8 protein-coding genes and 1 pseudogene are annotated in these 8,340 nt (G+C 47.3%); 5 read left to right on the plus strand and 4 right to left on the minus strand.

Annotated elements, in window-relative coordinates:
* Positions 1 to 199: pseudogene (locus IQ219_RS13085) on the plus strand (flagellar assembly protein H); the annotation flags it as partial.
* Positions 200 to 451: 252 nt separating this feature from the next.
* Here the strand turns inward: IQ219_RS13085 and IQ219_RS13090 are convergent.
* The 3 genes from IQ219_RS13090 to IQ219_RS13100 all read right to left on the minus strand — a co-directional run bounded on the left by IQ219_RS13090 (position 452) and on the right by IQ219_RS13100 (position 4,265).
* Entirely contained in the window at positions 452 to 1,834 is a 1,383-nt protein-coding gene (locus IQ219_RS13090; protein ID WP_194072896.1) for a DUF4041 domain-containing protein, read from the minus strand.
* A 399-nt stretch (positions 1,835 to 2,233) separates the two neighbouring features.
* Entirely contained in the window at positions 2,234 to 2,806 is a 573-nt protein-coding gene (locus tag IQ219_RS13095) for a Uma2 family endonuclease (RefSeq protein WP_194072897.1), read from the minus strand.
* Positions 2,807 to 2,837: 31 nt separating this feature from the next.
* On the minus strand, positions 2,838 to 4,265 hold the full coding sequence (locus tag IQ219_RS13100; protein ID WP_194072898.1) for an NADP-dependent isocitrate dehydrogenase: 1,428 nt from the start codon (positions 4,263 to 4,265) through the stop codon (positions 2,838 to 2,840).
* A gap of 230 nt (positions 4,266 to 4,495) precedes the next feature.
* On the opposite strand from IQ219_RS13100, the gene ubiE reads away from it, so the two are divergent.
* From ubiE to IQ219_RS13120, 4 genes are all read left to right on the plus strand, one after another.
* Complete coding sequence (gene ubiE, locus IQ219_RS13105) at positions 4,496 to 5,224, plus strand: bifunctional demethylmenaquinone methyltransferase/2-methoxy-6-polyprenyl-1,4-benzoquinol methylase UbiE (protein ID WP_194072899.1); 729 nt, start codon at positions 4,496 to 4,498, stop codon at positions 5,222 to 5,224.
* A gap of 127 nt (positions 5,225 to 5,351) precedes the next feature.
* A complete protein-coding gene (locus IQ219_RS13110) occupies positions 5,352 to 5,762 on the plus strand; it encodes a universal stress protein (RefSeq protein ID WP_190598200.1) in 411 nt (136 codons plus the stop codon).
* Positions 5,763 to 5,780: 18 nt separating this feature from the next.
* Positions 5,781 to 6,605 carry a biotin--[acetyl-CoA-carboxylase] ligase gene (locus tag IQ219_RS13115; protein ID WP_194072900.1) on the plus strand — a complete coding sequence of 275 codons (825 nt, stop codon included), beginning with the start codon at positions 5,781 to 5,783 and terminating at the stop codon, positions 6,603 to 6,605.
* Between the two features lie 38 nt (positions 6,606 to 6,643).
* Entirely contained in the window at positions 6,644 to 7,219 is a 576-nt protein-coding gene (locus tag IQ219_RS13120; protein ID WP_010871460.1) for a DUF3611 family protein, read from the plus strand.
* Here IQ219_RS13120 and IQ219_RS13125 read toward each other — a convergent pair.
* Complete coding sequence (locus IQ219_RS13125; protein ID WP_190598198.1) at positions 7,170 to 8,237, minus strand: hypothetical protein; 1,068 nt, start codon at positions 8,235 to 8,237, stop codon at positions 7,170 to 7,172. The two genes, IQ219_RS13120 and IQ219_RS13125, sit on opposite strands and share 50 nt — an antisense overlap.
* Between the last annotated feature and the right edge of the window lie 103 nt (positions 8,238 to 8,340).

Raw genomic sequence — 8,340 nt, forward strand, 5'->3', positions numbered from 1 at the left:
ATCCGCTGTCTATCAGGAAATTTTAGAAGAAGGTAAAATTGCTGGGAAACTGGAGGGCAAACTAGAAGGTAGGCTGGAAGCAAAACTAGAAACCATACCTCTGTTGAAAAAATTGGGGTTGACAATTGCCGAAATTGCCAAGGAGTTAGATATTGATGTTGCTTTAGTCAATCAGTTTGTCGCTAATCAGAATAATTAAGGGTTGAAATGGTCATTGGACCGAATATGGCTTGACTGATCTTTTGGCGATCTCGCAGAGATCCGCTACTCAGTGAGCCGTTGACCCCCTAGTAAAACTTGTTGATCGCCTACAACATCCTCAATGCACGGTGGTAGTCCACGGTGCCATCATAGACCCCACAGAAAGACTGGCTTTAGCCGGGTGGACTGTGCCTCCCATCAGTAAACAGCAAAAAATTTTGGTTATCGGTAAGAGTTTTTAATTTTAGATTCATACTGCTTTATCTTGGCGTTCTCTAGCTAGGGTTTTCCGATATTCACTAGCTTCAGCAATCTTGGTGAAGACCACTTCAGATTTACAAATCTCGAGCTCTTGATCTATTTCTCGCACTACTCTAACTATTTCGTCTAATGAAACTCGAAAAAACTCCTTTCTCCCATTTTCCTTGTTTATTCTTCTGTTGTTGAAATGCTTGTGTAATCTAGATTCAAGCTCGGGGGCATCTTGGCAAAAGATCATGGCGTGAATATCAAAAGAAAATGGCACAGATGCATTACTCAATTCCTTAATACGGTCCATTGGTTCAAGGCGGCGTGTCATACCTATCTTATAGACATCATCGCCAAATGAGCCGATGTTTGAAATGACGTAGACGTGTCCAGATTTTGTCAATTGAGCTTGAGAAATAGCCCTTTTCTTATTTGCTTCAGCCTCTGCAAGTCGCTTTTGTAAATCTTCGATTTGCTTGAAGAGTTTCTCCTGAGTCTTTCCCGTAGCTGATTCAATGTCTCTACGAGCCTTTTCCAGAGCTTCTTGGTAACGACTTTCCTCTCGTTCAGCGTCTTGTTTAGCCTTTTCGAGTTCGCGCAATGCTTTTTCCTCTTCGCGCATCTGTTCACGAATAATGCGCTGTTCTTCTTGCTCTTGGTATTTTTTTTCTTGATACTCGTGAGTTAACCAAAGTTCCTGTAGTTTCAGATCTAGAAAGCGTGAGGTAATGTTACAGTGTGTAGTCTGAGACAGTTTATTCAAATCTTCATAGGCTTTTCTGATACGATTTTCCATTGTCTGTACATTGCTATACTTTACTTTTGCAACAGAAGCATCACATTCGCCATTAAAAGCACGAAGAACTAACTTGAGAAAATTATTGGTCATCTTTTTGCCTTCTTTCACACTACCACCAACCGACCATTCTGTATTACATACAGCAGCTTGCTTGTTTTTAATCATCTCTTTTTGTTGTGCGCGGATTTTGTCTAGGCGTTGCTTATAATCATCAGCTTCTTCAAAGTTGTACTTTGATTCATAAAATCCAAAAGCTTCAACAATTTCTTGCTCTTCAAGTCTTTGAAGCTTTGTTCTAAGTTCCGAAATTTTGACGAATAATTCTTGTTCTTCAGCTTGTGCCTGCTTGTCAAGTTGTTTGAGCTGATTTGTTAAAACAGTAATTTTTTTATCCAGTTCTCTGGCGGTATTTTCCCTGGATATGAGTCCTCCATATTTCCTTTCAGACTCTTGTAATTGTCTATCTGCTTCCTTTACTTTTTCCTGATAGATTAAATAATCCTTTTTTTGCTGTTGTAATTGTTTAATTACCAGAGCAAGTAGAGTAGCCAATCCAATAGATATAAAAAAGAATAAATATGTCATGAGCGTAAGCTGAAATTATTTGCTTATATATTCTTAAAAACAGCGTTATTAAGTGCTGCGATTAAAAATTCTGTGAATCTTATATTTAGATTATATTGAAAGATGCAAAGACATATATTTTAACTAATTAATTTAAGTGTTATTTAACCAGAAGATAAAATTGATCTAACTACTGATCATATTATATTTTCAATATAATTACCTTATCCCGGTAGGGTACTGGTACTACCACATATTCACGGCAATTGTGTGAGGTTAGGTGTAAATTTTACATTTTGGTATGCTAATCGCCAACTAGACTCCTACTTATTCTTTCTCCGCCAATCCCAAGCGCGTTCTGCATCCCCATTAGCCCAAACTCCAGCTTTGTTGGTGATCGCAAAAAAGAAATTAATCGACTCAAAGTGACAGACCCCGGTAAAGAACATTTACAGGGAAAGTTAAACCAATGCTTTTAAGTTCGACCCGATCGCCGGCCTGATAGTTGAGGATTAACCAATCACCGTCATCATTTTTGTGATAGAGATCAATTTCCACACTGGTGGAGCTAACCAAGAGATAGTCCTGCAATATAGGATTACGGGCATAGAGCCGAAATTTGCCACCCCGTTCATAGGCTTCAGTACTGGGGGATAACACTTCCACAATCAGGCAGGGATAGGTAATAAATTGTGTTGACTTCCGATCCCGTGGATCACAGGTGACGCTGACATCGGGATAGGTATAGTTTTGGGTGTTGACAATCTGAATTTTTAAATCTGAATTACCTATTTCGCAATCACCGTCATCAAGATGATTACAAAATAAAGTCGATAGGCGGACACTGATAACACTGTGGTTTTTACTGCCGCCCCCCATGGCATAGATATCCCCGTCAAAATACTCATGCTTTTCCAACTGCCTTTCTTCCCATGCCAAATATTCTTCGGGGCTGAGTTTTGGGAATGGGGCAGACTCAGATGCAGAAATCATGACGGGTTGACTCAACGGATTTTATTCAACGTTAATCATCAAAATGACTGACGATCGCCTGGGCAAACTCGGAACATTTCAATGGTTTATCCACCTTCGGTTCCATTAAGCGGGCCAAATCGTAGGTTACTTCCCGATTGGCGATCGCCGCGCCGATGCCTTTTTTAATGAGGTCAGCGGCCTCCTGCCAGCCCATAAATTCCAGCATCATGACGCCGGAAAGAATCACCGAGCCGGGGTTAATGCGGTCTAGCCCAGCGTGTTTGGGGGCAGTGCCGTGGGTTGCTTCAAAAATGGCTGCACTATCACCAATGTTAGCTCCAGGGCCCATGCCCAAACCTCCCACCACAGCGGCGGCGGCATCAGAAAGATAATCCCCGTTTAAATTCATCGTCGCCAGAATGGAATACTCATCGGGGCGGGTTTGAATTTGTTGGAAAATGCTATCAGCAATGCGGTCGTTGACCATTACTTTTTCTTTCCACTGGCCATTACCGTGGGAGGCCCAAATGGAGTCCAAAACCTGCTCCACTTCTTCCTTAATTACCGCTTTTTTCTCTTCAGTGAGGGTATCGTAACCGGGGTCAATCATGTGGGCGTTGGCCTCAATGGTCAAATCAGGATTACTTTCCTTATTGCCCAAAATCCAAGATTCCCGCTCCGTAACGCATTCCGCCGGAAATTCCGTGGTGGCCAATTCATAGCCCCAATCCCGAAAGGCTCCTTCGGTGAATTTCATAATGTTGCCCTTATGGACCAGCGTCACCATTTGTTTGGCTTTCGGTAACCGCAATGCATGGAGAATGGCCCGCCGCACTAAACGTTGGGAGCCGGTTTTACTAATGGGTTTAATGCCAATGCCAGAATCAAGGCGAATTTGTTTTTTGCCTAAAGCCGGAGTCGCGGGAATCAGATCATCGTTGAGATAAGCGATTAATTTTTTTGCTCCTTCGGTGCCTTCGGCCCATTCAATGCCCAGGTAAATATCCTCTGTATTTTCCCGATAAACAATGATGTCCAATTTTTCCGGGGTTTTATGAGGAGAGGGAGTGCCGGGATAATAACGACAGGGGCGCACACAGGTATAGAGGTCAAAAATTTGCCTCAGGGCCACGTTTAAAGACCGGATGCCACCGCCCACAGGAGTAGTCAAAGGCCCTTTAATTGCTACACCGTATTCCTTAATCGCCGTTAGGGTATCTTCCGGTAGATATTGATAGGTGCCGTATAGTTCACAGGCTTCGTCCCCCGCATAGACCTTAAACCAGTTAATTTTCTTCTCGCCGCCATAGGCCTTGGCGATCGCCGCATCGATGACTAATTCGGTGGCGGGCCAAATATCAACCCCAGTACCGTCCCCTCGGATGTAGGGAATAATCGGATCGTTGGGCACTACGGGCTTACCTGCAACAAAGGTGATTTTTGACCCAACGCTGGGGGGCTGAAGTTTTTCGTACATAGCAAATTGTCATTGAAAAAACGGCACGGAGCAGATCATAATCCTTTCTGGAAGCTCTGATTGCATTGGCCGTTACGAAATTTTTTCCCTAGAGACACGGTAATCAATGGGCGGTTTTCTTATTACTGAAACCAATCTATGGCTAGATAAAATTTGATCATTGCTTTTACCAAAAATTTTCACAAAAGATGGCGATCACCAAAATAAACTTGACCAGTCCTGATTTTTCCATGAATTCTTCCCGATTACCCCAGCCCGCGGCCCAGGATGTACAGAAAATTTTTGCCCGCATTGCTCCCCAGTACGATGACCTCAACACATTTTTGAGCTTTGGTCAGCACCATATTTGGAAGGCCATGGCCGTTAAATGGAGTGGCGTATTACCTGGTGATCTTCTGTTGGATGTGTGTTGCGGTAGTGGGGATTTAGCTTTCCAGGGGGCCAAGGTGGTGGGCACGGAGGGAAAAGTTATTGGGCTGGATTTCTGTGCTGAACTATTGGCGATCGCCGCTGGCAAACATCAAAGTAAATACGCCCAGTTGCCGATGCAATGGCTGCAAGGAGATGCCCTCGCCTTACCCTTCGGCGATCGTGAATTTGATGGGGCCACCATGGGGTACGGCCTCCGTAACGTGGGCAATATTCCCCAAGCCCTGGGGGAGTTACAACGGGTACTCAAACCGGGCAAAAAAGTGGCTATTCTCGACTTTCATCAACCAAGTAATGCTTTGGTGGCCAGCTTTCAGCGTTGGTACCTGGCCAATGTGGTGGTGCCCATGGCCAAGCAATGGCGTTTAACTGAAGAGTACGCCTATCTGCAACCGAGTTTAGACCGCTTTCCCACCGGCCCTGCCCAAGTCAAACTTGCCTTAGAAGCCGGATTTGCCAAAGCTATACACTATCCCATTGCCGCTGGTTTAATGGGGGTTTTGGTAGCGCAAAAAGGGCCTATTTCCTAGGTATAAGGTTGCTGGGATTCTGCAAAATTTGGCGACCCGATCAGCCAGTGCCTGTAAAATTTGATGTCGATTAATTGCTGGCGATCGCCTAATCGCGCTATTGGTAGGAGATAGCGGAGGTGTCATTATGTTCAAAACCATTCTATTTCCCCTGGACCGGAGCCGAGAAGCAAGGGATGCGGCCCAAATGGTCGCGGATTTGGTCAAAATCCACCAAAGTCATTTAGTTTTGTTGTCGGTGGTGGAAAAAACTCCCCCCGGCCAAGACCACGAAGCCCACGGCATGGATTCCCCGGAAGCGGTGGCCAAATTACTGGAGGCAGCCCAGGCTGTTTTCTCCCAACAGGGCATTGCCACCAAAACCATTGAACGGGAAGGCATGGCTTCTTTCACCATTTGTGACGTTGCCGATGAAGTAAATGCAGACCTAATCGTGATGGGCTGTCGAGGTTTAGGCCTCACCAGCGAAGGAGCGGCGGAAAGCGTCACTGCGAGGGTAATTAATCTTTCCCCTTGCCCAGTGCTGGTGGTGCCCTAGGGTTAGTCCCCAATTCCCATGGCAGAAATCAGCAACGTTGGGGACGGGGATTGGCTCAACCAAGCTTGGCAGCAAGACCATGGCCAACCCCTATGCCTGGCCCGCCCCGATATCCTCTCCGGGTTAAGGGTCATTGCCCCTGCCTGTACCGACTCCACCAACCAACTGCTGTGGGACTTACGACATCAGGGTTATCAACCGCCCCTAGCGGCGATCGCCAGGGAACAAACTGCTGGTCGGGGGCAATGGGGTCGGAGTTGGCAGTCTCCACCGGGGGGATTGTATCTATCCCTGTGGTTAGCCACCCATTTACCCATAAGCCACAGTCCCCACTTGGTTTTATGGAGTGCCTGGGGCATCGCCTACGCCCTAGTTCAGCACGGCATTCCGGTACAACTCAAATGGCCCAATGATCTGCTGTTACAAGGTAGAAAATTGGCCGGCATTAAAACTGAAAGCAAAATCAGTGGGGGCATAATTACCGCGGCCATCGTGGGAGTGGGCATTAACTGGATTAACCCCGTACCGGCCACTGGCATTGCCCTAGGGCCCTTTTGCAAAGCCCAATCAATCCAGAGTGTGACCAATCTGACGGACTTAGCTGAAATTACCCTGGCAGGGCTTACCCTCGGCTGGCATCGTTACCAAAGCGAGGGGATTGGGGCCATTGTGGCGGATTACCTGCAATTATTTGCCCATCGGGGTCGGGAAATCAGCTTACCCCAGGGTATGGGCATCATTGAATCCATCACCCCCCAGGGGGAATTGGTGGTAGTGATAGATCAACGGCGGGAAATAATCCTCCCCGGCACCATTAGTCTAGGCTACGATCAGGGCGGATAACGGCTAAAATACGGACAAGTTAACGCCTACGCCCCACCATGAACCGACGCAACACCGAATTGGCCAATCCCATTCCCCAGGCCGCCTTGCGGGCCTCCGTAGACTTAACCACCTGGGGCAACATCGGCTTTTGGGTGCAGATTGTCCTGGGAGCCTTTTCCGTCGTCACGTTTTTGTTTGCCGGTTTTAGTTTAAGTGGCCCCAATCGCACCACCGGCATTGAAGCGGGCATTCTTTCGGCCTTTATTTCCATTGTCCTGTTGGGCTTTGGCATTTTCTTTTCCACCCGTTACCGTCGTTTAGGGCGCAATCTCAAAGATTCGGAAGCCACCAAGCATCCCCGTCGGGCGGATATTCTCAAGCTGATTCGTATTGGCTTGATCATCAACTTGGTGGGCATGGGTACCGCCATCATCGGAGGAGCGGCCATGAGTGGCATTGTGTTGGGCAAAGCCCTCAGTGTGCCGCCGGGAACCTTTGCTTCCGCTGCTGACCCCAACCGTTTTGTGCAATCCACCGATTTACTAGCCATTCAGGCTAACATCAACACCATCATTGCCCACTTCACTGGTTTGTTGTCATCCCTGTGGTTGCTAGACCGTCTGAACAAGTAATTTTTAAACGTACTGTGTTATTGCCATCCTCATCCAGGGGCACTTCAATTACTTCCTGGGTTAATCCTTCAATGGCCGTTAACAGGGAACGTAGGTTGGGGGTACTGGCTCCGGTGTCCACATAGAGGCGATCGGATAGGGTGGCTAAACGTTTCCAGGTGGTGAATAGTTTGCCCACAGACTGCTCCAATTGGGTGGCTTGTTTGAGCAGATCCGCCGCTGTGTTGAGGCAATCTAAGCGCAGGGCCTCCTCTAAGGCCAGTTCCATATCTAACGGGAAAGCTTTTAGGGTTTGTACCTTGGCTGCCGCATCTAGATATTTAGATAGATTGCGGGCAGAAGTGGTGAGATATTTAACTGTGTCCACATCGGGGGAGGCGATCGCCTCTTCCTGTAGAGCTTGTAAATGACCTTCTGGTACCTTTTCCAATTCCTTCACCAGGGGCGCCAAATGACGGGGAGGCACTGTGCCGTCGGTGGCCTTTTCTTTGAGCACATCGGGCAACAGTTCCGAACTCATGGCAGTCCACTCATCGGCCAACTGCTTCACTTCCCGTCGGGTAATCCGGTCGCCATTATGGGCCGCATCACTGACCAACTTTTGCACTTCTGGATCAGCTTTAGCTGTTTCCACAAAGGCCCGTTTGCTGAAATTGTTGATGGAACCGGGGTCCAGTTGTCCTTCGGCAATGAGGGTATCGGCACTATTGGCCAGTTGAATGAGGGCATAGGCTTGGGTTTTAGAAATTTCCCGTTGCTTGAGCCAATTTAAAAATCCAGTACCGCGGCCATCTCCACCAATTTTTTCCCGGTCCCTCACCGCCCGGAGAATGCGCCCCCGCCAAATTTCCGTCTGGAGGTCAAAGCGCTCACACAGTTGCCAAAAATCATCTAACTGTTGCTGAAACTCATGCTCTTGGATTTCCTCATCCGCAGGATCCGGCAGGGCAAAGTTAATGTCAGCGGGAATTTCCAGCGCGGCGGTAATGGCTTCGGGGGAAGGCGCAAGCTCAACCATAGGGCTAATCTTTAATCTAGTTAATATTTGGGAACAGCAAAGCAAAGGCTTGGGGAAAGCAATGATTGCCAAAGCCTTACCAAGCTATCACAAGGGGGAGATC

Origin of the sequence: Synechocystis sp. LEGE 06083 (assembly GCF_015207725.1) — a bacterium.
Lineage (GTDB): Bacteria > Cyanobacteriota > Cyanobacteriia > Cyanobacteriales > Microcystaceae > Synechocystis > Synechocystis salina.